Genomic DNA, 21,871 nt, shown 5'->3' on the forward strand with positions numbered 1-21,871 from the left:
AAGGCCCAGACTTTTCGAACATCCCCTCCAGCCGACGACCTCGTACAAGTCCCGCGCTCGCTCGTGGACCGCCTCATAGACGCCCTTTGCTACGCGGCCTGAACTTCCCTTTGGACAAAGTCGAGCTTAGATGGGATTGCTTTGATTCCCACCTCTGTTGAAACAACCACAAACAGAGGTTTCCATCGCTGCGCTCCCGTATCTCCTTCTCGCCTCGCTCGCCCCGCGTCTTTGACCCATCTTAGGTTCGTCTTACTTCGTGGGAACCTTTACTGTGCCGCTGCTGATCAGGGCCTCGACCTTCTTCAGGCTGCTCTGAAGAGCGGCCGGGAGCAGCGCCTTGTTGTACTGGTCGATAGCCAGGGAAATGCCGCCGTTACTCAGGCCGAAAGAGCGGTCGCCCGAACGCCAGGGACGACCCTCGGCCATGTCCTTGACCACGGCGTACACGGCGTTGTCCACCCGCGTCACCACACTGGTCAGGCCGTGGTTGAGGGTGGTGGGGTTCTTGTCGAAGTCCCCCAGCTCGTTCTTGTTGCTGTCCACGCCGATAAAGAAGGTGGGGCGGGTGTCACCCGCACAGACCTTTTGCTCGGCCGCGCTTCTGGGTACGCCGGCGAACTGGTCGGCGGCGAACTTCACGCCCGCGGGCAGGCTCGCGGCCTTCAAGCAGGGCTGCGCCTTGATCTGCTCGATCACCCCCAGGCTGCTGGCTCCCGCCGCCGTATAGATGATGTCATGGCCGCCCGCCAGGAGCTGCGCGGCGAGCCGCCGGGCCGTGGCCGAGTCGTTGAACCCTTGGCTGGTCGTGCTGACATACACGCTCCTCACCTGGCAGTCGGCACAGGCGAATTTCACGCCAGCCTCGAAGCCCAGCTGGGAGCGGGCGACCGACTCTACCGGCGCGGCACCGATAAAACCGACGCGACCGGTAGCGCTCTGCTTGGCGGCCAGGTACCCGGCCAGGAAGGCCCCTTCCTGCTCGCGGAAGCGCAGCCCGGCGGTGTTCGGCCCCTTGGGCAGATAGCCCACGGTCACGAAGCGCACGTCGGGGTTCGCCTTGGCGACCTGCGTGATGGGGTCGTTGTTCCCCCGGCCGACGCCGATCACCACCCTGGCCCCCTTGGCGACCATGCTGGGAATCCCTCGGCCCACGTCCGCGAGCTTCTGGGGTTCAAAGGTCTGCACCTCACCGCCCGTCTCGTCGATGGCCCGCTTGACACCCTCGTAAGCCATCTGGTTGAAACCCTGGTCGTTGGGACCCCCCAGGTCGAAGGCCAGACCGATACTGAAGGACGCCGCCTGAGCGGTACCCAGCGTGAGCAGCGGGAGGAGGAACACAAGCGGAAGTCGGCGCATGAGGAAATGTTCCCGCCCCGCTTCTAACGCAGCCCTTACAGGAGAGACAGCCATCTAACAGCCATCTAGATGTTTCCCCGGATACGGAATCCGGACAAAACGGAGCGGGCCGCCACCGGCAGGCCCTACCCGAAAAGCAGCCGCAGGCTCAGCGATCTGCGGCTGGAACACACTCCCCCTCTCAATCTGCGAATGGAGATGCTGACCGGGGCCGTGCGCCGCTCAGCCGCACCGCCCTGGCCGCCGGCCAGTCACTTCGCCGGAACCTTGACCGTCCCGCTGACGATCAGGCCTTCGAGCTTTTTCAGGCTGTTCTGGAGGTCGTCCGGGATCAGCGCCTTGTTGTACTGGTCGGTCGCCAGGGAAATGCCGCCGTTGCTCAGGCCGAAGGAGCGGTCGCCCGAACGCCAGGGACGGCCCTCGGCCACGTCCTTGATCACCGCGTACACGGCGTTGTCCACCCGCTTGACCATGCTGGTCAGGCCGTGGTTGAGGGTGGCGGGGTTCTTGTCGAAGTCGCCCAGCGCGTTCTGGTTGGTATCGACACCGATGAAGAAGGTGGGGCGGGTGTCGCCCGCACAGGCCTTCTGCTCGGCGGGGCCGCGCGGCACGTCCGCGTAGGGGTTGGCGCGGAACTTGACGCCCGCGGGCAGGTTGGCCGCCTTCAGGCAGGGCTGCGCCTTGATCTGCTCGATCACGCCCTGGCCGCTGGCCCCGGCTGCCGCGTAGATGATGTCGTGGCCGCCCGCCAGGAGCTGCGCGGCAAGCCGGCGGGCCGTGGCGGAGTCGCTGAATCCCTGGCTGGTCGTGCTGACGTACACGCTCCTGACCTGGCAGGCGGCGCAGGCGAACTTCACGCCTGCCTCGAAGCCCGCGCGGAAGCGGCGAATCACCGGCAGGTCCACGCCGCCGATAAACCCGATCCGGCCCGTGGCGCTCTGCTTGCCCGCCAGATACCCGGCCAGGAAGCTGCCCTCCTGCTCGCGGAAGCGCAGCCCGGTGGTGTTCGGCCCCTTGGGCAGGTCGTCCACGGTCACAAAGCGGACGCCGGGGTTCTTTGCCGCGGCCGCCGTGATCGCCGCGTTGTTCGAGAAGCCGACGCCCACCACGATTCCGGCCCCCTTGGACGCCATGCTGGGAATCCCGCGACCCACCTCCGCCAGCGTCCGGGGTTCAAAGGTCTGCACCGCGCCGCCCGTCTCGTCGATGGCCCGCTTGGCCCCCTGGTAGGCCGCCTGGTTGAAGCCCTGGTCACTGCGTCCCCCCAGGTCAAAGGCCAGGCCAACGGTAAAGGACGCCGCCTGGGCGGTGCAGAGGGTGAGCAGCGGGGTAAGGAGCAGCAGCGGGAAACGGCGCATATGGGCGGATGTTCCCGTCCCGGCTCTGACGCCGCCCTTACTGGAACCCCTCCTCCCTGGGGGGGGTGGGGGATACAGCGCCTCACGCCCCCCTGAGCGACTACCCCAGCCACGCGGACGGGGCCGCAGACCCATACGGATTCCGCTTGACCTTTTGTCACTGTTCAATCCGCTCAGACTCGCACAGCGGCGACGTCTTCAGGGTTGAGGGAGGCCAGCCAGCGGGCCGCCTCGCGCGGGGTCCTCAGCCGCACGACCCGCAGGTGGGAAGAGGCGGCCAGCAGTTCCGGCGTCTCGCGCCGCCTGCGCCAGTGAGTCCTGAAAAACCACGGCAGCGGCGAGTCGGGCTTCACCATATTGCGCAGATGTTCGCGGTTCCCGTTCCAGAGGGGCTGCCGCGTCAGGATGCGCCGCAGCGTGCGCGTCAGCAGCCGCCAGAACACGACCTGCGCGGGGTAGTCCAGCCAGACCAGCGTGTCGGCCCTGGCCCAGCCGATGTCGCGCGCCTTGCTGTAGTTGCCGTCCATCACCCAGGTGGGCCGGGCGGTAAAGGCGTCCACCTGGGCGCGGAACTGCGCCAGCGGGGCCTCCTGCCAGCCGGGGAGGTGGTTCCAGGCGTCCTGCTCGCCGTGGGGCACGCCCAGCCGCCCGGCCAGGGCGCGGGCCAGCGTCGTCTTGCCACTTCCCGTCGTTCCGATCACCACGATGCGGCGCATCCGCTGAGGAAATCACACCGCGTCCGCATCAGCATCCGCCAGGTCGCCTATGCCCCCGGCCATCTGCCAGCCGCCTTCTGCCTTCTGCCTGTTACACTGCCTCTCACATGGCACACGCACAGGATGGACTGCTGTACACGCAGTGGGTCGAACTGCTGGGCTGGCTGGAGGCCGAGGCGGGCGCGCGCGGCCTGGGCTTCGAGAAGGTCGCGGACTTCCCCGACTACATCTACCGCATGGAGCGCCCCTACGACCTGCCCACCACGGTCATGAGCGTGGCCCTGACGGCGGGCGGGCAACCACTGCTGCTGGCCGCCGTCAGCCCCCGCCACGTGGACCTGAAGGGCATCTCCCTGCGCCTGATGGGCGGCAGCAAACACTGGCACCTGCACGCGGGCACGGCGGGCCTGCTGGAAGGCAAGCGGCCCTTCACCCGCGAGCGGCTGGGGGTGCTGCTGGGCGGTGCGGTGCGGGGAGTGGCGTAGGGCCTGCCCTGGCCCTAGAGCATTTGTCAAAAAGAGACTGTCTTTTTGCCCGAGCGAAGCGAGTGAAATAAGGAGAGCGTTTGGGAGAATGGAGGCGTTGGAGGTGTCTTCCCTCCAACGACGTAATTCGGACAAATGCTCTGGGGCGGCGCTCCGTTCCGTTGCCGCCTGTCCTGGGCGGCAACTCCACTTCACGCCGCCCCTATCACGGCTTCTCACTTCTTTCGGCCAGAAAGGTTCGGCAACCTTTCTGGGCACCGCTCTAGCACAGCGGCTTTCTCGCATCCACGATCAGCGACACGAAGCCCAGGCGGCCGTCCCGGTTGCGGTGGTCGAGGCGGAGGGAACGGTAGATCGGGCCGGTCGCCACGTCCCAGGGCCGGTGGTGAAACTGCCCGGCCTCGTCGCAGTATTCGAGCAGCTCGACCTCGAAGCCCGCGCTCCCGAACACGTCCACGAAGAGGCGGTGGTCGTACACGATCCGGTGGTCGGCGGCGGGATGATCGGCGGGACCGGGACCACCCACCTGAACCGTCCGCTGGTAGTCGGGGTCGGGGAAGTTGGCGTCGGGGACGGCGCAGCGCAGAAAGCCGCCGGGTTTGAGAAACTCGAAGCACAGGCGGGCAGCGGCGCGGCCCTGTTCCTCGGTGAGGTGCTCCCAGACGTGTTCGCACAGCAGGGCGTCAGCACGGCGCTCCCCAAACCAGGCGGCCCAGCTTTCGCGGTCGAGCAGGTCCAGGTCCTCGCGCTGAGTGGGAATCCAGCCCTCCCACCTCTGCTCGCCCGCCCCAATAATGACGCGCAGCGGCTCTCCCCTGGCGGGCGCGGGCATCCTCACAGCACCCGGAAGGTCAGGAACGCCACCCCAATGCCCAGCAGGGTGCCCACCAGCACCTCCAGGTAGGTGTGGCCCAGCAGCACCTTGAGCGGCAGGGGCGCGAAGCCCTCGCGGACCACGGCGCGCAGTTCCTCGACGAGTTCGTTCAGCAGGCGGGCCTGCACGCCGCTGGAATGGCGCACGCCGGTCGCGTCGTACATCACGATCAGGGCGAAGACGGCGCTGGCGGCAAAGAGGGGGCTGCCCAGGCCGAACTCCAGGGCGATGCCGGTGGTCAGGGCGGCGACCATCGCGGAGTGGCTGCTGGGCATCCCGCCCGTTTCCATGAAGGCGGCCGGACGCCAGCGGCCCTCCAGCAGCAGGATCAGCAGCACCTTGATCACCTGGGCACCCAGCGAGGCGAGGACGGCCGTCCACAGCCAGCGGTTCCCGAGCAGGTCTTCGAGAGGGGTATTCACGCTGCGGGGGAGTCTAGCGCGTGCCCTGGCCGCCCGCCTGCATCTCGGCGGCGGTGACGGTATTCGCCAGAAGCTGCGCAATGGTCATCGGGCCGACGCCCCCCGGCACGGGCGTGATGGCTCCCGCGACCTCCGCCACCGCCGGGTCCACGTCGCCGGTGAGGTGCGCCTTGCCGCCGTCCTGGCCGGGCACGCGGTTGATGCCCACGTCTATCACGGTGGCCCCCGCCTTCACCATACCGGGCGTGATCAGGTGCGGCTGGCCCACCGCCACGCACAGCAGGTCGGCCTCCCGCGTCACGGCGGCCAGGTCCGGGGTGCGGCTGTGCGCGACGGTCACGGTCGCGTCGCGGTTGAGCAGCAGGCCCGCCAGGGGCCGCCCGACGATGTGGCTGCGGCCCACGACCACTGCCCGCTGCCCCACCACCGGAAGCCCATAGTGGTCCAACAGGAACAGAATCCCGGCGGGCGTGCAGGGACGCAGGGCGGGCCGCCCGGCCCACAGCTCGCCCACGTTGACCGGATGAAAACCGTCCACATCCTTGCGCGGGTCGATGGCGTGCAGCACCGCCTGTTCGCTGACATGCGCGGGGAGGGGAAGCTGCACCAGGATGCCGTTCACGGCCGGATCGGCGTTCAGCCCGGCAATCAGGGCCAGGAGTTCGGCCTGGGTGGTGGCTTCGGGCAGGGCGTGGACGGTGCTCTCCAGCCCCGCCGCGCGCGCCTGACGGTCCTTGCCGCGCACGTAGCTCACGCTGGCGGGGTCGTCGCCCAGGCGCACCATCACCAGGCGGGGCGGGGCAGGCAGCCGGGCCGCGCGGGCCGCCACGTCCGCGAGCAGGGCGGCGGCCGCGGGGGCACCGGGAAGCAGGCGGGCGGTCACTCCTGCGGCCCGGCCTCGTCGTCCCCGGTCTGGGGGGCGCGGGGGGCGGTTTTCAGGCTGCGGCTGAGGCCACCCAGCACGCCGTTCACGAAGCGGCCCGAGTCCTCACCGCCGAACTTGCGGGCGATGCGCACGGCACTCTCGATGACGGGGGGGTGGGGTTCGGGCGTGTACAGCAGCTCGAAGGTGGCGAGGCGCAGCACGTTCAGGTCGGTCTGGGCCATCTGCTCGAAGTCCCAGCCGCGGATGGTGCGGCGCAGGGTGGCGTCCACGTCCTCGCGGTGGCGGCCCAGGCCCTCCACCAGTTGATGGGCAAAGGCCAGGGCCTCGGCATTCAGTTGCGGGAAGGTGTCGTCGCCCTCGCGCATGGCCCCCTCGGCGCGGGTAAAGACGGCCGGGAGGGGCAGCGCGCCGCGCTCGGCCTCGAACAGCACGCGGAAGGCGAACTCGCGGGCCGCGCGGCGGGTGCCGACGGGCTGCTGGGCGCGTTCACGGCGGCGGGTCAAGCGGCCGCTCCCCTGGGCAGCACCACGCCCAGCACGGTCACGTTCACGGCCTTCACCTTCAGGCCGGTCATCAGTTCCACGTTCTCGCACACGGCCCGCTGCGCCTGATGGGCGAGCTGGACCAGGTTGCGGCCGTATTCCACGTTCAGGCCCACGTCGACACTGACCTGGCCCCCCTCGCGCGTGACCCGCAGCGCGCGGGAACGGCGGGCGGTGCCCTGCTGGCGCAATACCTCGCCCACCCTGAGGGGCGCATTTGCCACCTCGATGCCCTCGATGCCTTCCAGCGCCCCTGCCGTGATGTCCGTCAGGACACTCTTGCTGATCTCCACATCCATGTTTCTCGCCTCCGGGTGGGCCGCCGTGAGGGGCGGCCCGGCAGTGGGGGACAGTGTAACCGGGGAGGGCGCGGTTCGCAGTGCGCGGGGCTCGGTGGGGCTGTTCCCGCGTACCGCGCACTGCGTCCCGCACCCTTCAGACGCCCCGCTCCTCCAGCAGCGCCTCCAGCCCCGCCTCGTCCAGCACGGGAATCTCCAGCTCGCGGGCGCGGTCGAGTTTGCTGCCCGCCTCCTCACCGGCGACGAGGTAGCTGGTCTTTTTCGTGACGCTGCCGGTGACGCGCGCCCCGGCGGCCTCCAGCCTGGCCTTGATCTCGTCGCGGGGGCGCGAGAGAGCGCCGGTCAGGACGAAGCTCAACCCGGCGAGGGCGTCGCCGCGGGGGGCCGCCTCCTCCACCGGATTCAGGCCGCGCTCCCGCAGGCGGCGCAACAGGTCACGCATGCTGGGGTCGGCCAGGGCCGCGACCACACTCTGGGCGATGGTACCGCCCATGCCGGGCACGGCCTCGATCTGCTCGGGCGTGGCCGCCAGCAGCGCGTCCAGCGTGCCGAAGGCGCGGGCGAGGGCCTGGGCACCCCGCTCGCCGACGTGGTGGATGCCCAGCGCGTTGATCAGCCGCCAGAGGGGCCGCGTCTTGCTGGCCTCCAGTTGCGCGAGGATGTTGGCCGCCTTCTTCTCACCGCTGCGTTCCAGGGCGGCGAGCGGCTCGGCGCTCAGGATGTAGAGGTCGGCGGCATCACGGACCAGGCCGGTCGAAAGGAGTTGCTCGATCAGCTTCTCCCCGATGCCGCGCACGTCCATCGCCCCCCGGCTGACGAAGTAGCGCAGGCGCTCGAACTGCTGGGCGGGGCAGGCGGGATTCGGGCAGTAGGTGTTGGCGTCGCCCTCGGCGCGCACCGCCTCGTGGCCGCACTCCGGGCAATGGGTGGGAAAGACGTAGGGGACTACGTCCGCCGGGCGCTTTTCAGGCACCACCCGCATGATCTGCGGAATCACGCCGCCCGACTTGCGCACGACCACCGTGTCACCGACGCGCAGATCCATATCGCGGATGTAGTCCTCGTTGTGCAGGGTGGCCTTGCTGACGGTGCTGCCCTCGATCAGGCGGGGGGCGAGGTGCGCGAGCGGCGCGAGCTTGCCGGTGCGGCCCACGTTGACCGTGATGCTCTCCAGCACCGTCTCCACCTCCTCGACCGGGAACTTGTAGGCGATGGCCCAGCGGGGCGCGCGGCTGGTGAAACCCGCCTCGGCCTCCAGCGCCAGCGAGTCGAGCTTGAGGACCGTGCCGTCGGCGTCGAACTCGAAGCTGGCGCGTTGCGCGGTCATGCGGCGGTGGTAGTCGGCGGCAGCCTGAAGGCCGGTGAAAGTCTCGCTGTAGCGGCTGGTCGGGAAGCCCTGTGCGGCGAGCCAGGTCAGGACCTCCGCCTGCGTCCTGACGGTGACGGCGTCGCGCTTGCCCAGGGCGTAGAAGATGGCCTTGAGGTTGCGCGTCCGTGTCACCTCGGGGTCCTTCTGGCGCAGCGCCCCGGCGGCCCCGTTGCGGGGGTTTTTCAGCAGGGGTGTGCCCAGTTCCTCGGCGCGGGCGTTGAAGGCGGCGAAATCCGAGCGCGAGAGGTACACCTCGCCGCGCACCTCCAGCTCGCCCGTGACCCCCGGCAGCTCGCGGGGAAGGCCGGGGACGGTGAGAACCTGTTCCGTCACCATCTCGCCCACCCGGCCATTGCCGCGGGTAGCCGCCCACTGAAGCACCCCGTCCAGGTAGTACAGGTTCACGCTGAGGCCGTCGATCTTCAGCTCGCCCGTGTACGTAAAGGCGTCGGAGTCGGGCGGGAGGTTGAGCGACCGTGCCAGCTTCTCCTGCCACTCGGCCAGCTCGGCGTCGTCGAACACGTTGTCGAGGCTGGTCATGGGGGTGGGGTGCTCCACGGGCTGAAAGGCGGCACTCGGCGCGCCGCCAACCTGCTGCGTCGGTGTCGTCTCCCCCACCCACTCCGGATGGGCCTCCTCCAGCGCCCGCAGCTCGCGCACCAGCCGGTCGTACACGTCGTCGGGAATCTCGGGCGCGTCCTGCTCGTGGTAGGCGCGGGCGTGGCGCTCGACCTCGGCGCGCAGGGCCTGATACTGCGCCTGGGTGACCTCGGCGGGGGGGTCGCTGGGGGGGGTGCCGGGGGCGGGCTGACTCATGCCCGCAGCGTAGCACCGGCTCCGGGTTCAGGCGGGGGCGAAACGAAAACCCGCGTCAGCAGGCCGTCAGGGCGCAATTGGATGATCAAGGGTGGGGACGCGGCCGCCCGCCTCCCCACCGCCCTGCCCGCCCTGGGGTGACAATCGTGAGTTTGGACCGGGTCTAGACACCTGCCATTTTCCGTATACTGTGGTCTGGGTTTTCCATCCCTTTCACATCAAGTACTCCCCACAGCAAGTACCCCACTCTCCGGAGGAACACATGAAGAAATCCCTGATGCTCGCCCTGGCTCTCGGCACGGCTGCCGCCACCACCCTCGCTTTCGCCCAGGGCACGGTCCGCGTAGGCATGGCCTACGACGCGGGCGGCAAGTTCGACAAGAGCTTCAACCAGAGCGCCTACGAGGGCAGCCAGCGCGCCGTCAAGCAGCTCGGCGTGCAGACCAAGGACTTCGAACCCACCGACCCCAGCCAGGTGGTGCAGGGCATCCGCTCCTTTGCCAACAGCGGCTTCGACCTGGTCATCGGCGTGGGCTTCGGCAACAACGCCAGCATCACGCAGGTCGCCAAGGAGAACCCCGACCTCGCCTTCGGCCTGGTGGACGACGTGTCCCCCGCCAAGAACGTCGCCAGCCTGGTGTTCTCCGAGCAGGAAGGCAGCTACCTGGTGGGCTACCTGGCCGGCATGAACAGCTCGACCGGCGTGGTGGGCTTCGTGGGCGGCATGGACGTGCCCCTGATCCACAAGTTCGAGGCGGGCTACACGGCGGGCGTGAAGGCGGCCAACCCCAAGGCGCGCATCATCTCGCAGTACGTGGGCACCACCCCTGACGCCTGGAACAACCCCGGCAAGGCCAAGGAAATCGCGGCCAGCATGCGTGCCAAGGGTGCCGACATCATCTTCGCGGCGGCGGGGGCCAGCGGCAACGGCGTGATCGACTACGTCAAGCAGACCCAGTGCCTCAAGGCCAACCAGCTTCCCGCGGGCGTGAAGTTCACCTCCAACAACTTCGCGAATGTGACCAAGAGCGCCAGCTACAAGCAGGCCTGCGCGGGCAACACCCGCCCGCTGTTCTTCATCGGCGTGGACAGCAACCAGAACTACCTGGGCGACTTCGACAAGAACCCCGCCACCATGAACCACGGCCTGACCAGCATGGTCAAGCGCGTGGACAACGCGGTGTTCGCCCTGGTCAAGGACGTCAAGAACAACACCTTCAAGGGTGGCGAGCGCCGCTTCGGCCTGAAGGAAGGCGGCGTGGGCTACGCGGTCGACCAGTACAACAACAAGCTGATCAGCAACGCCCAGGTGCTGAAGGTCGAGGCCATCAAAAACCAGATCATCAGCGGCAAGATCAAGGTGCCCAGCAAGTAAGTCTTCGGCAACTTGGAGGGAGGCGGCCTGTACGGGTCGCCTTCCTGCTTTTGGAGGCCCTGAGCCATGAGCGGTGAGCTATGAACGGGCACCCGGAGGCAGCAGCTTCTGGCGTCAGCCCTCTTGTTCATAGCTCAGAGTTCACGGCTCATAGCCTGTCCCCAACCCGCCCCGAGGTGCTAGAATGGCCTGTTTCAGAGCGAAGGGCCAGGGTGTCCTTACGCGGCCAACAGAACCCCCAGGCGGCGCACGGGCCTCCCAGACGCCGCTCTCCCAAAGGAGCCTGAGTTTGCAGAACCAGAACCTGATTGTGCGCGGGGCGCGGGAACACAACCTCAAGAACGTGACGGTGGAGCTGCCGCGCGACCAGTTCGTGGTGATCACCGGGGTGTCGGGCAGCGGCAAGAGCACGCTGGCCTTCGACACCATCTACGCCGAGGGCCAGCGCCGCTATGTCGAATCCTTAAGCGCCTACGCGCGGCAGTTCCTGGGGCTGATGGAAAAGCCGGACGTGGAGAGCATCGAGGGCCTCTCTCCCGCCATCTCCATCGACCAGAAAACCACCAGCCACAACCCGCGCAGCACGGTGGGCACCGTTACCGAGATTCACGATTACCTGCGCCTGCTGTACGCCCGCGTGGGCACGCCCTACTGCCCCATCTGCGGGCGCAAGATCGAGAAGCAGAGTCCCAGCGAGATCACCGACCGGCTGCTGACGCAGTTTGCGGACGCGCGGGCCATTCTGCTGGCCCCCGTCGTGCGCGGGCGCAAGGGCGAGTACCGCAAGCTGTTCGGGGACTTGCGGCGCGAGGGCTTTGCGCGCGTGCGGGTGGACGGCACCCTCTACGAGCTGGAGGAAGCCGAGAAGCTGAAGCTGGAGAAGTTCGAGAAGCACGACGTGGATGTGGTGGTGGACCGTGTGACCCTGCGCGAGTCCGACCGCAGCCGCATTGCGGAGAGCGTGGAACTCGGCCTGCGGCGGGGCGAGGGCCTGCTGCGCGTGCTGATGCCGGACTCGGGCGCGGAGGAGCTGTACTCCGAGAAGTTCGCCTGCCCGGAACACGGCAGCGTGCTGGAGGAACTCGAACCGCGCTCCTTCTCCTTCAACAACCCCTACGGCGCGTGCCCCGACTGCGCCGGTCTGGGCCACAAGCAGGAGTTCGCGCCCGAGCTGGTGGTGGACGAGAAGCTCAGCATCGCGGAAGGCGCGATTCTGCCCTGGAGCAAGAAGGGTACCGGCGGCGGCGTGTACTACTGGGACAAGCTCAAGGCGCTGGCCGAGCACCTGGAGTTCGACCTCAAGACGCCCTGGCGCGACCTGCCGCAGAACGCGAAAGAGGCCATCCTGCACGGGCCGGGCGAACCCTTCGAGGTGGTCTACCGCCGGGGCGGCAAGGAAACCATGCGGTTTACCACCGAGTTCGAGGGCGTGCTGACCAACCTGGAGCGGCGCTACGCCGACACCGAATCCGAGTTCATGCGCGAGAAGCTCGAAGAACTGATGGAACTCCGGCCCTGCCCCACCTGCGGCGGCACGCGCTACAAGCCCGAGATTCTGGCGGTGCGGGTGGGCGGCCTGAACATCTCGCAGGCGAGCGGCATGAGCGTGCTGGAGGCCGACGGTTTCTTCACCGGCCTTCAGGAAGGCACGCTGGACCACGCGGCGATTGAACCCCACCTGCACGAGCACCTGGGCGGCACGGCGAAGGCGCACGCGCCCCGGCGCTACGAGTACGGCCTGAACGAGTTCGGCTCGGCGGTCGCCGCGCCCATCCTCAAGGCCATCCGCACCCGGCTGAAGTTCCTGGTGGACGTGGGGCTGGACTACCTCAGCCTCGACCGCACCGCGAACACGCTGAGCGGCGGGGAGGCGCAGCGCATCCGCCTCGCCACGCAGGTCGGCTCGGGCCTGACGGGCGTGCTGTACGTGCTGGACGAACCCTCCATCGGCCTGCATCCCAAGGACAACGGGCGGCTGATCGGCACCCTCAAGAACCTGCGCGACCTGGGCAACACCTTGATCGTCGTCGAACACGACGAGGACACCATGATGGAGGCCGACTACCTGGTGGACATGGGGCCGGGCGCGGGCGTCCACGGCGGCGAGGTGGTGGCGGTCGGCACACCCGCCGAGGTGCGCGACAACCCCCAGAGCCTGACCGGCAAGTACCTGCGCGGCGACCTCAAGATCGAGGTCCCTGAGCTGCGGCGGCGCGGCAACGGGAAGAAGCTCAAGGTCTTCGGGGCGCGCGAACACAACCTCAGGGATGTCGATATAGAACTGCCGCTGGGCACCATGACCGTGGTGACCGGGCCGAGCGGGTCGGGCAAGTCGACGCTGATTCACGACATCCTGCACGCCACGCTGGCGCGCGAGCTGAACGGCGCGAAGACCAATCCCGGCAGATACGACCGCATCGAGGGGATGGAGTACCTCGACAAGGTGATCGAGATCGACCAGTCGCCCATCGGGCGCACGCCACGCTCCAACCCGGCGACGTACACGGGCGTCTTTACCGAGGTGCGCGACCTGTTCACCCGCACGCCGGAAGCGCGGCGGCGCGGCTACCAGGCCGGGCGCTTTTCCTTCAACGTGAAGGGCGGGCGCTGCGAGCACTGCAAGGGCGACGGTGTGATGAAGATCGAGATGAACTTCCTGCCCGACATCTACGTGCCGTGCGAGGTCTGCAAGGGGGCCAGGTACAACCGCGAGACGCTGGAAGTGAAGTACAACGGCAAGAACATCAGCGAGGTGCTGGACATGACCGTGGAGGACGCCCGCACCTTCTTCGAGAACATTCCCGGCATCGAGCGCAAGATGAGCCTGCTGTGCGACGTGGGCCTGGGCTACATGAAGATCGGGCAGCCCTCCACGACCCTCTCGGGCGGCGAGGCGCAGCGCATCAAGCTGGCCTCCGAGCTGTCCAAGCGCGCCACCGGCAAGACCATCTACATCCTCGACGAGCCGACGACCGGGCTGCACTTCGAGGACGTGCGCAAGCTGCTGGAGGTGCTCGCGCGGCTGGTGGAGGGCGGAAACACGCTGGTGGTCATCGAGCATAATCTCGATGTGATGAAGTGCGCCGACCACATCATTGACCTGGGGCCGGAAGGCGGGGTGCGCGGCGGCACCATCGTGGCGACCGGCACCCCCGAGGAACTGGCCGCCCACCCCACCAGCTATACCGGCGAGTACCTGCGCCGCGTGCCGGGCATCGTGCCTGCCGGGAGCGGGGCCGAAGAACCCGAGCTGACCCTGGCCGCCCCCGCCAGGAAAACCCGCGCGAAGAAGGCGGTCGGGGCGTGACGGGCACCCTCGCGCCCGTGCCCGTGCCGGCCCGCCGCACCTCCCCGTGGTGGACCCTGCTGCGGCTGCTGGGGGGCTGGGTGCTGGTGGGGCTGCTGGCGTACTTCCTGTGGACGCCCGGCGAGTGGCCGGTGCGCCTGCTGGCCTGGGTGCTGCTGACCATCCTGGCCGACGAGTTCGGCGGGTGGTTCGGGTATATCGGCGTGCTGCTGGGCGGGCTGCCGTTTCTCGCGCCGGGGGCGCTTCCCGCGCCGTGGCTGGTGATTGCGCCGCTGGTGGGCGGGGCGCTGCTGGCGCTGCTGCTGGTCAAGCATTCGGGGGGCGCGTTCGTGCTGCCCTTCGCCGCCGTGATCTTCGCACTGCCGCTGCTGGCCCTGGGACGCTACGGCACCAAGCTCGACCCCACGCTGACGCTGCCGGGCAACGCGACCTTTCAGAAGATCGCGCTCACGGCGATGCTGGCGGGGCTGGCCTTCAGCTTCGTGCGGCAGCTCGTCGGGGTGACCTGGCGCTACCAGGCCCGCCGCCGGGTCCGCCGGGCGGCACTGGCGGCCGCTGAGCCTGCCCCGGCCGCAGCAGCCCTGGCTGAAGAAGTCCCAGTCGAAGAAGCCTCAGTCGAAGAGGTCCCCGCCGAGGTCATCACCGCGACCGCCGTCCCGGAGGCCAGGCAGGGTGGCCCCGTTTCCGGAAACGGACCGCAGGAACCCGGCCGCCACGGCTGACGGCCGCCTGCGCCCGGGTTATCCGCCCGCTCCCATCTCCGGGGGCGGGCGTTACACTTGGGGGCGTGACCAGACTTCAGGGAAGCAACCAGAACCGCACGGTGCTGGTGATCGGCACGCTGATCGCCGTCGTGCTGATCGCCCTCGCCCTCTTTGCCGTCCGCAGCAGGCCCGCCACGCAGGGCAATGCCACGAACTTCAACCTGGCCGGGCAGCCGGTGCTGGGGCAGGAAAACGCCCCGGTCACGCTGGTCGTGTTCGAGGACTTCAAGTGCCCGAACTGCCGCCGCTTCGAGGAAGAGTTCCTGCCTGAAATCCGCTCCAAGTACATCGACACCGGCAAGGCGAAGCTGGTGTCCATGAACTTCCCCTTCCTGGCGGAATCCGCCCGCCTGCCCGTGGACGACAGCAAGCTGGCCGCGCAGGCCGTCGAGTGCGCTTTCGTGCAGGGGGGCAGCGAGGCCTACGACCGCATGAAGCAGATCCTCTTCCGCGCCCAGGGGTCCGAGAGCGAGGTCTGGGCCACCAAGAACCGCCTCAAGGACCTGGCGGGAAGCGTCGAGGGCCTCGATCAGGCCAAATTCGCCACCTGCCTCGACAACGACGAGACGGTTGCCGCCGTGGACGCCGACGAGAAACAGGCCCAGGACGCGGACGTGGGCGGCACGCCCTCGATCTACGTGAACGGCAAGCTGGTGGACAGCTACGACGCCACCTCGGTCAGTGCCGCCATCGACGCGGCCCTGAAGTAAGCCGGTGCTGACCCGCGACAACCGCCTCTACCTCGCCTGGGTGGTGGCCCTGATCGCCACCCTGGGCAGCCTGTGGTTCAGCGAGGGACGGCAGTTCGTGCCCTGCGTGCTGTGCTGGTTCCAGCGCATCGCCATGTACCCGCTGGCGCTGCTGCTGGGGATCGCGGCCCTGCGCGCCGACCTGGGTATCCGGCCCTACGCGCTGGCGCTGGCCGCCTGCGGCTGGGTTATCGCCCTGATCCAGAATCTGGAGGACTGGGGCGTGATTCCCGTCCTGCGCGTATGCAGCGCCCGCAACGCCGTGCCCTGCGACGTTCACTGGCCGGTGTGGGGGGGTGGGCTGGCCGGCCTGAACAGCATCCTGACCATTCCCGTGCTGTCGCTGATCGCCTTTACGCTGGTCATCGGGCTGCTGGCCTGGGGGCGGGAGAGGCAGGTCTAGGGGAGCTTTCAGCCGTCAGTTCTCAGCAAGAACAGGGACCGCCAGCGTTGGGGGTCCTTTTTGCTGACCGCTAACCCCTGAGCGCTGAGAGCTTCCTACACCGGCCGCCCCGCCATCATGAAGCTGGCCGTCATGCCGCCGTCCACGGGCACGATTGCGCCGGTCAGGAAGCTGGCCTCGCGGCTGCCCAGGAAGTACACGGCCTGGGCCACCTCGCGGGGTTCGCCCAGGCGGCGCAGGGCGTGGAGGTCCTCGTAGTCGCGGCGGGTCTGTTCGGGGTCCTGGCTCTGGCGGATGGCGGCGAGGACGGCCTCGGTGGCAATCGCGCCGGGGGCGACGGCGTTCACGCGGATGCCGCGCGGCGCGAGGTCGAGGGCGGCGGCGCGGGTGAGGTTGACCAGGCCGCCCTTGCTGGCGTTGTAGGCGGCGTTGCCCTGCTCGGCAAAGAGGCCCTGCACGCTGGCGATGTTCACGACGGCACTGCCGGGCGGCATCAGCTCGACCAGGGCGCGGGTGAGGAGCAGCGGCGCGGTGAGGTTGACGGCCAGGGTGCGGCTCCAGCCGCGTTCGCTGACCTCCAGCACGCCGCCGTGGGCACCCTGGTACGCGGCATTGTTGACCAGGACGCCCACCGTGCCCAGCTCACGCGCCGCGCGCAGGATACGTTCGCGGCCCGCGGCGGTGCTCACGTCGGCCTTCACTCGCGCCTGCCCGCGCAGGGGCGGCGGCAACGTCAGGTCAGCGCTCAGGACCGGGTGCCCCCGTTCGGCGTAGAGTTCCGCGACCGCGCGACCGATACCCCGCGCCGCACCTGTCACGATCACCACGCCATCCGGCCCCGGAGACGGGGGAACTTCCGGCGCGGGTGGGCTGGCCTTGCTCTTGCGCGTCATGTCCGCAGTGTGCGGCCTCCGGGGGGCGGAAAAGCAGGCGAGTGAAGAGCGGCTCAAGGCGGGGAGGAACGGCCCGGCAACCCCTGCCCGCTACCCTGGGCGGATGACCGGAACGCTGGAGACAGCCCTCAATCCCGAACGCCTGCGCGGCGTGCTGCTCGACGTGGACGGCACCCTGATCGACTCCAACGACGCCCACGCCCGCGCCTGGGTGGCAGCCCTGCACGACGAGGGCTTCGAGAAGACCTTCGGGGAGGTGCGTCCCCTGATCGGCATGGGCGGCGACCAGATGATTCCCCGCCTGACCGACGAGGACAGCGAGAGCGAGGTGGGCCAGCGGCTCACGGACGGCTGGCTGAAGCACTTCGAGCCGATGATTCCGCAGCTCCAGCCCACGCGCGGCGCGCGGGCACTGGTGGAGGGCCTGCGGGCGCGCGGCCTGCGGGTGGTCCTGGCGACCAGCGGCGAGGCGGAGGTCGTGGACGCCCTGCTGAAGCGGGCGCATCTGGACGACCTGAACCTCGACCGCGTCAGCAGCAGCGAGGTCCAGAGCAGCAAACCCGCCCCCGACCTGATTCACGCAGGGCTGGAAAAGCTGGGCCTGCCCGCCGACGCCGCCCTGATGGTGGGCGACACCCCCTACGACGCGGAGGCCGCCGCGAAGGCCGGGGTCCCTTGCATCCTGTTGCGCTGCGGCGGCGACACGGGGCTGGAGCAACACGCACCTGTGCTGGACGACCCGCAGGCGTTGCTGGAGGCGCTGGAGGGGGCAAGGGACTAACGGGGAGAATGAGAATAAGGTGCCCGCAGACCGTGAACAAACACTTGCCCGCTTCAAAGTCCTGCTAAAGGCAGCAGAACACGGCGATCTCCGGTGGGTCCAGGCGTGGTCAAACCTCTGGTCGGATGTCCATCACCTGGCCGAGCAGCAGGATGCGGCCTTGCAACCCCTGCTGCGATCTGCCCTCCAGCACCCCGAGTGGTTCGTGCGGCAGGAGGCGCTGGAACTCATCGGCTTCCATTACGACCTGTCGGACGACCCCGCACTCCTTAACCAGGTCCGTGTCATGTTGCTGCTCGACCCCGGCGGGGATGGAGCGGTGCGCCTCGCGGCCGCGTCCGTCCTCGGCGTGCAATCCTGCGCCTGGGACGCGAGCCTCATCTGCGCCATGACGGACGATCCGGACGAGGACGTGCGGCAGGTGGCGTTCAGGGCGCTCCTGCACCTGCTGAAACTCGGTTTCAATGTGGAGGAACGTCTTCTCGCAGAGGTGAGCTGCGCTGGCCGCCCCCTGACCCTGGCGACCTTGCAGGAGTTCTCGGCTCGCTTTGACTCCTAGCCGTTCTCCCGCAGCTCGCGCAGCAGCCAGAAGCCGACCGCGTCGAGCAGCGCTGCCAGCACCAGCGACCCGAGGCCCGGCAGCCACTCCCCACGCCCGAACTGAAAGAGGATGGAGGCCAGCCCGCCGAGGTTCAGCAGGACCAGCAGCGTGACCAGCAGGCCGGGCAGCATTCAATCCTCTCCACGCAGCAGGGCCAGCAGTTCGGCGTGAAGGTGGCCGTTGGCGGCCACGATCATCTCGCCGTAAGGGTCGGGCTGGCCGTGGGCATCGGTGACGGTGCCGCCCGCCTCCTGCACGATCAGGCTTCCGGCGGCGCTGTCCCAGGGCTTGAGGCCGAGTTCCCAGTAGCCGTCCATTCGCCCGCAGGCCACGTTGCACAGGTCGAGCGCGGCCGCACCGGGGCGGCGGACAGGCACGCCCAGCCGCAGCAGACGCTCGACCAGCCGCAGATTGCGCCCGCCGCTGGCGTCGTAGGGAAAGCCGGTGGACACCAGGGCGGGCGTGGTGAGGGTCGGCGTGTTGCTCACGCGGATGGCCTCCCCATTCAGGAAGGCTCCGCCGCCGCGCGTGGCCGTGAACAGTTCCTGGCGGTTGGGGTCAAAGACCACGCCCACCACGCGCTCACCGTCCACCTCCAGCGCGACCGAGGCGCAGAAGACTGGAAAGCCGTGGGCGTAGTTCACGGTGCCGTCGAGCGGGTCCACGATCCAGCGGAACCGGGCGTCGGCGGCCCCACCCAGCCCCTCCTCCTCGCCCAGCACGGCGTGCTCCGGGAAGGCCTCGGCAATCACGCGGCGGATGGCGGCCTCGGCCAGCGCGTCCACCTCCGTCACGAGGTCGCTGAAGGTGGATTTGCTGCGTATCTGATGCGCGCGGCCCAGGTGGGCGAGGTGTATGGCCCCCGCCTGCCGCGCCGCTTCCACCCCCACCGTGAGTGCCTGCTGAAGACCCGTCATGGGGCCGAGTGTAGTGGAGCGGCCACAATAGAGACGTGTTCCGGTCTGCCCTCGCGCCCCTTCTGCTGGCCGTGACCCTCTGCTCCTGCGTACCGGGTGGCGTCCGGCAGGTGCAGTTCCGGGAGGGACCGGCGGACGATGAGCCGGTGGCGGCGCGGCTGCTGACCGAACAGGTCGTGCCAGCCGGACATCTGGTCAGCGTCAAGGAGGCGGTGGAACGCGCCCCGGTCGGCAGCCTGATTGTGGCGTGTGGGGCGCGCTGGCAGCTCGCGCGGCCCTGGGGCCTCTGCACCCACGTCTCGCGCAAGCTCACGCCCGACCGACTGACCGAAGCGCCCGGCCCCACGGGGGGCAGCCTGCTGCGAGGTGGCGTCCAGACCATTCCCCTCTCGCGCCTCGAATCGCGCGACGTGGTCATCGTGCTGGACGTGGGCGTGCGCGAGGACCAGCTCCCCGCCCTGCGCGCCGAGGCGGCGCGGCTTCAGGGCACGCCCTACCGGGTGGCGGGCCTGCTGGACGTGGACGGCGGGCTGGACTGCTCCACCTATCAGAACGCCCTGCAACGTGCGCTGGGCCTGCCGGACGTGGTGCCTTTCAACGGCCTGTGGAACCTGTACCTGCCGCAGGACGCGCTGAAGATGCCCGGCGCGCGGGTGCTGTGGGTGGGCGTGCGGAGCCGGGGTTATACCAACTTCAGGTGAGTCGTAGACGAACCCGAGCGGAGCGAGAAGAAGAAATTACCGGCTTGCGGCGATGGAAGAACATCCGGTGTTTCGTCCGGATGTTCTGGAATCAGAGCAAGTTGGTATTAGAGGCCTTCCCGCCTGCCCCGCACCTCTGCCGCCGCCCGCTCGTCGCCTGCTTCCTCGAAAAAGGTGGCGGCCTGTTCGTACTCGGCCTGCGCCCCAGCCAGGTCCCCCGTCTGCACAGCCATATTGCCCAGCGCCCGGTGGACGCAGCCCAGCGTCATCGGATCGTCGGCCTGTTGGGCGTCGGCCAGGGCAGCGGCCAGCGTGGCGCGGGCTTCCGCGACCTGACCCAGCGCGAGCCGGTTTACACCCAGCTCGTAGCCGTTCACGGCCCGCTTGAAGGCGCGCTCGTCCTCGGGGAGCCGCTCAATCAGGGCCAGCTCCTCCCCGAACAGGCGCAGCGCGGCGGCGGGGTCCCCGGCCCGGCGCTCGACCATGCCGAGCTGGTGCAGCGGGACGTGTTCCCAGGGCTGGCCCGCGTGGGCCGCGCGGAGCCTCCCGTAGACCTCCCGCGCCTCGTCGAACTGCCCCTCGTGCGCCAGGGCGTACCCCAGCGCCATCTGGCCGGGGTCCGAGGCGAGCAGGGCGGGGTCGGCCTCCAGCAGCGCCCGCGCATCCGCGAACCGGCCCTCGTCGATGGCCTGCCATACGTCTCCCAACATGGGCCACAGGATAGGACACCCGGCAGCAGAAAAACTTATACGTACAGGCGCTTTTGCGGGCTGCCGGAAGCTGGCCGCTCCCTCCCGGCAACCCGCTGGACAAATGCTCTAAGCTGCCCGCCGTGATTGACCGTTACCTGACCCCCGAGATGAAGGTGCTGTGGAGCGAGGCCAGCAAGTACCGCGCCTGGCTGCGGGTGGAACTCGCCGCGATGGAGGCGCAGGCCCGCCACGGCGAGGTGCCCCGGTCGGCCTTCAACGTGCTGACCGAGCGGGCGAAGGCCGACCCGCTCGACGAGGCCTTCGCGCAGAAGGTGGCCGAGATTGAAGCCGTCACCCGCCACGACATCGTGGCCTTTACCCGCGCGCTGACCGAGCGCTACGGCGAGGAGGCCCGCTTCATTCACCACGGGCTGACGAGCACGGACGTGGTGGACACCGCCCAGAACCTGCTGCTGGACGAGGCGCTGGGCCTCATCGAGGCGGACGTGCGGGCGCTGCGCGAGGTGTGCCGCACGCAGGCCGCCGCGCACAAGCACACGCCCACCGTGGGCCGCACGCACGGCATCCACGCCGAGCCGATGACCTTTGGCCTGAAGTTCCTGAACTGGATGGCGACGCTGGACCGCGACCTGGAACGCCTGGCCGCCGCCCGGGGGCGCATCCGCGTGGTGATGCTGTCGGGGTCGGTGGGCACCTACGCGCACGTCTCGCCCCGCATCGAGGAGGAGGTCGCCGCCGCCTGGGGCTGGCAGGCCGCGCCCGTCACCAACCAGACGCTGGCCCGCGACCGCCACGCCGAGGTGCTGGCCGCGCTGGCGATTCTGGGCACCACGCTGGAAAAAATTGCGGTCGAGATTCGCCACCTCCAGCGCAGCGAGGTGCGCGAGGCGATGGAGCCGTTCGGAAAGGGGCAGACCGGCAGCTCCTCGATGCCACACAAGAAAAACCCCATCCTGACCGAGAACGTGACGGGCTTCGCGCGGCTGCTGCGCGGCTTTCTGGTCACGGGGCTGGAAAACGTAGCCCTGTGGCACGAGCGCGATATCAGCCACTCCAGCGCCGAGCGGGTGATTCTGCCTGACGCCACCTCGGCCGCGAGTTACGCTACCCGCCGCCTGACGGGTGTGCTGCGTGACCTGGTGGTGTTCCCCGAGCGGATGCTGCGCAACCTCAACGACCTGGGCGGCCTGGTCTTCAGCCAGCGCGTGCTGCACGCCCTGATCGACGAGAAGGGCCTGAGTCGCGAGGCCGCCTACGACCTGGTGCAGCGCAATGCCCTGCGAAGCTGGGAGACCGGCGAGGGCCTGCGCGACCTGCTGAAAGCCGACGCGGACAACCCGCTGAGCGAGGCGGAACTGGACGCCGCCTTCGACCTCCAGTGGTACCTGCGGCACGTGGACGACATCTACGCCCGCTTCGGGCTGTAATACTGCTTCCGATTGAAGGGTGTTGAAAACACCCGGAAATCCGACCAGAGGGAGAAGGAACAAGGGCGGATTTCGGGAGATGGATGAACAGACGGTGCCCTCCCGACTGTTCAG

General features: G+C 68.8%; 23 protein-coding genes. 10 read left to right on the forward strand and 13 right to left on the reverse strand.

Going from position 1 to position 21,871, the window contains the following annotated elements; translation table 11 throughout:
- Window positions 1–252: 252 nt before the first annotated feature.
- From ABEA67_RS17980 to ABEA67_RS17990, 3 genes are all read right to left on the reverse strand, one after another.
- The gene (locus ABEA67_RS17980; RefSeq protein ID WP_345467964.1) at window positions 253–1,359 is read right to left on the reverse strand and encodes a BMP family lipoprotein; all 1,107 of its coding nucleotides are present in this window, start codon (window positions 1,357–1,359) and stop codon (window positions 253–255) included.
- A 251-nt stretch (window positions 1,360–1,610) separates the two neighbouring features.
- The gene (locus ABEA67_RS17985) at window positions 1,611–2,717 is read right to left on the reverse strand and encodes a BMP family lipoprotein (protein WP_345467967.1); all 1,107 of its coding nucleotides are present in this window, start codon (window positions 2,715–2,717) and stop codon (window positions 1,611–1,613) included.
- A 173-nt stretch (window positions 2,718–2,890) separates the two neighbouring features.
- The gene (locus tag ABEA67_RS17990; RefSeq protein WP_345467970.1) at window positions 2,891–3,433 is read right to left on the reverse strand and encodes a P-loop NTPase family protein; all 543 of its coding nucleotides are present in this window, start codon (window positions 3,431–3,433) and stop codon (window positions 2,891–2,893) included.
- Window positions 3,434–3,540: 107 nt separating this feature from the next.
- Here ABEA67_RS17990 and ABEA67_RS17995 point away from each other — a divergent pair, with 107 nt between their 5' ends.
- Window positions 3,541–3,918, forward strand: coding sequence for an NADH-quinone oxidoreductase subunit 15 (locus ABEA67_RS17995; RefSeq protein WP_345467973.1), 378 nt, complete (start codon window positions 3,541–3,543; stop codon window positions 3,916–3,918).
- A 262-nt stretch (window positions 3,919–4,180) separates the two neighbouring features.
- Here the strand turns inward: ABEA67_RS17995 and ABEA67_RS18000 are convergent, their stop codons facing one another.
- From ABEA67_RS18000 to ligA, 6 genes are all read right to left on the reverse strand, one after another.
- The gene (locus ABEA67_RS18000; protein WP_345467975.1) at window positions 4,181–4,750 is read right to left on the reverse strand and encodes a class I SAM-dependent methyltransferase; all 570 of its coding nucleotides are present in this window, start codon (window positions 4,748–4,750) and stop codon (window positions 4,181–4,183) included.
- Between the two features lie 2 nt (window positions 4,751–4,752).
- Window positions 4,753–5,214, reverse strand: coding sequence for a divergent PAP2 family protein (locus ABEA67_RS18005; protein WP_345467977.1), 462 nt, complete (start codon window positions 5,212–5,214; stop codon window positions 4,753–4,755).
- A gap of 13 nt (window positions 5,215–5,227) precedes the next feature.
- Window positions 5,228–6,097 (reverse strand): bifunctional 5,10-methylenetetrahydrofolate dehydrogenase/5,10-methenyltetrahydrofolate cyclohydrolase, encoded by an 870-nt coding sequence (locus ABEA67_RS18010; RefSeq protein ID WP_345467979.1) that lies wholly within the window; start codon window positions 6,095–6,097, stop codon window positions 5,228–5,230.
- Window positions 6,094–6,603, reverse strand: a complete 510-nt coding sequence (gene nusB / locus ABEA67_RS18015) for a transcription antitermination factor NusB (RefSeq protein WP_345467981.1) — start codon at window positions 6,601–6,603, stop codon at window positions 6,094–6,096. Before nusB ends, ABEA67_RS18010 begins: the two co-directional genes overlap by 4 nt.
- Window positions 6,600–6,941, reverse strand: coding sequence for an Asp23/Gls24 family envelope stress response protein (locus ABEA67_RS18020; RefSeq protein ID WP_345467983.1), 342 nt, complete (start codon window positions 6,939–6,941; stop codon window positions 6,600–6,602). Before ABEA67_RS18020 ends, nusB begins: the two co-directional genes overlap by 4 nt.
- 136 nt (window positions 6,942–7,077) lie before the next feature.
- The gene (gene ligA, locus ABEA67_RS18025; protein WP_345467985.1) at window positions 7,078–9,126 is read right to left on the reverse strand and encodes an NAD-dependent DNA ligase LigA; all 2,049 of its coding nucleotides are present in this window, start codon (window positions 9,124–9,126) and stop codon (window positions 7,078–7,080) included.
- 262 nt (window positions 9,127–9,388) lie between these two features.
- On the opposite strand from ligA, the gene ABEA67_RS18030 reads away from it, so the two are divergent.
- The 5 genes from ABEA67_RS18030 (at window position 9,389) to ABEA67_RS18050 (ending at window position 15,724) form a co-directional block, all read left to right on the forward strand.
- Complete coding sequence (locus ABEA67_RS18030) at window positions 9,389–10,501, forward strand: BMP family lipoprotein (RefSeq protein ID WP_345467987.1); 1,113 nt, start codon at window positions 9,389–9,391, stop codon at window positions 10,499–10,501.
- 289 nt (window positions 10,502–10,790) lie between these two features.
- Complete coding sequence (gene uvrA / locus ABEA67_RS18035) at window positions 10,791–13,808, forward strand: excinuclease ABC subunit UvrA (protein ID WP_345467990.1); 3,018 nt, start codon at window positions 10,791–10,793, stop codon at window positions 13,806–13,808.
- The gene (locus ABEA67_RS18040) at window positions 13,805–14,530 is read left to right on the forward strand and encodes a hypothetical protein (protein WP_345467992.1); all 726 of its coding nucleotides are present in this window, start codon (window positions 13,805–13,807) and stop codon (window positions 14,528–14,530) included. The genes uvrA and ABEA67_RS18040 overlap by 4 nt, the downstream gene beginning before the upstream one ends.
- Before the next feature lie 65 nt (window positions 14,531–14,595).
- Entirely contained in the window at window positions 14,596–15,282 is a 687-nt protein-coding gene (locus ABEA67_RS18045; RefSeq protein WP_345467994.1) for a DsbA family protein, read from the forward strand.
- Window positions 15,283–15,289: 7 nt separating this feature from the next.
- Window positions 15,290–15,724, forward strand: coding sequence for a disulfide bond formation protein B (locus ABEA67_RS18050; protein ID WP_345468041.1), 435 nt, complete (start codon window positions 15,290–15,292; stop codon window positions 15,722–15,724).
- A 95-nt stretch (window positions 15,725–15,819) separates the two neighbouring features.
- On the opposite strand, the gene ABEA67_RS18055 is transcribed toward ABEA67_RS18050, so the two are convergent.
- Window positions 15,820–16,617: an SDR family NAD(P)-dependent oxidoreductase gene (locus tag ABEA67_RS18055; RefSeq protein WP_345467996.1), complete on the reverse strand. Its 798-nt coding sequence runs from the start codon at window positions 16,615–16,617 to the stop codon at window positions 15,820–15,822.
- Window positions 16,618–16,720: 103 nt separating this feature from the next.
- Here ABEA67_RS18055 and ABEA67_RS18060 point away from each other — a divergent pair, with 103 nt between their 5' ends.
- Window positions 16,721–17,398 carry an HAD family hydrolase gene (locus tag ABEA67_RS18060; protein WP_345467997.1) on the forward strand — a complete coding sequence of 226 codons (678 nt, stop codon included), beginning with the start codon at window positions 16,721–16,723 and terminating at the stop codon, window positions 17,396–17,398.
- Window positions 17,399–17,558: 160 nt separating this feature from the next.
- Window positions 17,559–17,957, forward strand: a complete 399-nt coding sequence (locus ABEA67_RS18065; protein ID WP_345467998.1) for a HEAT repeat domain-containing protein — start codon at window positions 17,559–17,561, stop codon at window positions 17,955–17,957.
- On the opposite strand, the gene ABEA67_RS18070 is transcribed toward ABEA67_RS18065, so the two are convergent.
- Complete coding sequence (locus ABEA67_RS18070) at window positions 17,954–18,130, reverse strand: hypothetical protein (protein WP_345467999.1); 177 nt, start codon at window positions 18,128–18,130, stop codon at window positions 17,954–17,956. The genes ABEA67_RS18065 and ABEA67_RS18070 overlap by 4 nt on opposite strands.
- Window positions 18,131–18,916, reverse strand: a complete 786-nt coding sequence (locus ABEA67_RS18075) for an inositol monophosphatase family protein (RefSeq protein WP_345468000.1) — start codon at window positions 18,914–18,916, stop codon at window positions 18,131–18,133.
- Between the two features lie 35 nt (window positions 18,917–18,951).
- Here ABEA67_RS18075 and ABEA67_RS18080 point away from each other — a divergent pair, with 35 nt between their 5' ends.
- Complete coding sequence (locus ABEA67_RS18080) at window positions 18,952–19,617, forward strand: hypothetical protein (RefSeq protein WP_345468001.1); 666 nt, start codon at window positions 18,952–18,954, stop codon at window positions 19,615–19,617.
- 107 nt (window positions 19,618–19,724) lie between these two features.
- Here the strand turns inward: ABEA67_RS18080 and ABEA67_RS18085 are convergent, their stop codons facing one another.
- Window positions 19,725–20,327 carry a tetratricopeptide repeat protein gene (locus ABEA67_RS18085; RefSeq protein WP_345468002.1) on the reverse strand — a complete coding sequence of 201 codons (603 nt, stop codon included), beginning with the start codon at window positions 20,325–20,327 and terminating at the stop codon, window positions 19,725–19,727.
- Window positions 20,328–20,449: 122 nt separating this feature from the next.
- Between ABEA67_RS18085 and purB the strand changes: the two genes are divergently transcribed.
- Window positions 20,450–21,757, forward strand: a complete 1,308-nt coding sequence (gene purB, locus ABEA67_RS18090) for an adenylosuccinate lyase (RefSeq protein WP_345468004.1) — start codon at window positions 20,450–20,452, stop codon at window positions 21,755–21,757.
- Window positions 21,758–21,871 lie beyond the last annotated feature (114 nt).

The organism is Deinococcus carri (assembly GCF_039545055.1).
Classification (GTDB): Bacteria; Deinococcota; Deinococci; order Deinococcales; family Deinococcaceae; genus Deinococcus; species Deinococcus carri.

Excerpts from the sequence above, each read along its gene's own strand:
- ABEA67_RS17980 (WP_345467964.1), bottom strand. The coding sequence starts at position 1,359 with ATGCGCCGACTTCCGCTTGTGTTCCTCCTCCCGCTGCTCACGCTGGGT.
- ABEA67_RS17985 (WP_345467967.1), bottom strand. The coding sequence starts at position 2,717 with ATGCGCCGTTTCCCGCTGCTGCTCCTTACCCCGCTGCTCACCCTCTGC.
- ABEA67_RS17990 (WP_345467970.1), bottom strand. The coding sequence starts at position 3,433 with ATGCGCCGCATCGTGGTGATCGGAACGACGGGAAGTGGCAAGACGACG.
- ABEA67_RS17995 (WP_345467973.1), top strand. The coding sequence starts at position 3,541 with ATGGCACACGCACAGGATGGACTGCTGTACACGCAGTGGGTCGAACTG.
- ABEA67_RS18000 (WP_345467975.1), bottom strand. The coding sequence starts at position 4,750 with ATGCCCGCGCCCGCCAGGGGAGAGCCGCTGCGCGTCATTATTGGGGCG.
- ABEA67_RS18020 (WP_345467983.1), bottom strand. The coding sequence starts at position 6,941 with ATGGATGTGGAGATCAGCAAGAGTGTCCTGACGGACATCACGGCAGGG.
- ligA (WP_345467985.1), bottom strand. The coding sequence starts at position 9,126 with ATGAGTCAGCCCGCCCCCGGCACCCCCCCCAGCGACCCCCCCGCCGAG.
- ABEA67_RS18030 (WP_345467987.1), top strand. The coding sequence starts at position 9,389 with ATGAAGAAATCCCTGATGCTCGCCCTGGCTCTCGGCACGGCTGCCGCC.
- ABEA67_RS18055 (WP_345467996.1), bottom strand. The coding sequence starts at position 16,617 with ATGACGCGCAAGAGCAAGGCCAGCCCACCCGCGCCGGAAGTTCCCCCG.
- ABEA67_RS18060 (WP_345467997.1), top strand. The coding sequence starts at position 16,721 with ATGACCGGAACGCTGGAGACAGCCCTCAATCCCGAACGCCTGCGCGGC.
- ABEA67_RS18070 (WP_345467999.1), bottom strand. The coding sequence starts at position 18,130 with ATGCTGCCCGGCCTGCTGGTCACGCTGCTGGTCCTGCTGAACCTCGGC.
- ABEA67_RS18075 (WP_345468000.1), bottom strand. The coding sequence starts at position 18,916 with ATGACGGGTCTTCAGCAGGCACTCACGGTGGGGGTGGAAGCGGCGCGG.
- ABEA67_RS18085 (WP_345468002.1), bottom strand. The coding sequence starts at position 20,327 with ATGTTGGGAGACGTATGGCAGGCCATCGACGAGGGCCGGTTCGCGGAT.